The 238-nt window shown below is 74.8% G+C and carries 1 pseudogene; it reads left to right on the top strand.

The features are described 5' to 3' along the window. Positions 1–19 precede the first annotated feature (19 nt). Positions 20–238, top strand: a pseudogene (locus ACQG3P_RS23225) (hypothetical protein); the annotation flags it as partial.

The raw sequence follows: 238 nt of genomic DNA, 5'->3' as shown, positions 1-238 counted from the left end.
GGTCGGGGGGGATGCTCGGCTGGTAGAGCGTGGCCCTGCCTCGGGGGCCGAAGCCGGCCTCGCCCGAACCGGCAGGGAGCCTGCAGACGACCGCTACACCGGCGGGCAACCGACGGCCGCACAACTGCAGCAGGCCGCCACGGCAGGCATCACCCCCGTGATCGACCTGCGCCTACCCGCCGAAGACCGCGGCTGCGACGAAACCGCCACGGCGGCGGCGCTCGGCCTGCACGACGTG

Source organism: Stenotrophomonas sp. SrG, assembly GCF_050031795.1.
Lineage (GTDB): Bacteria > Pseudomonadota > Gammaproteobacteria > Xanthomonadales > Xanthomonadaceae > Stenotrophomonas > Stenotrophomonas rhizophila_A.
The sequence above is the reverse complement of the archived record's forward strand: the minus strand, read 5'-3'. Positions and strand labels throughout refer to the sequence as shown.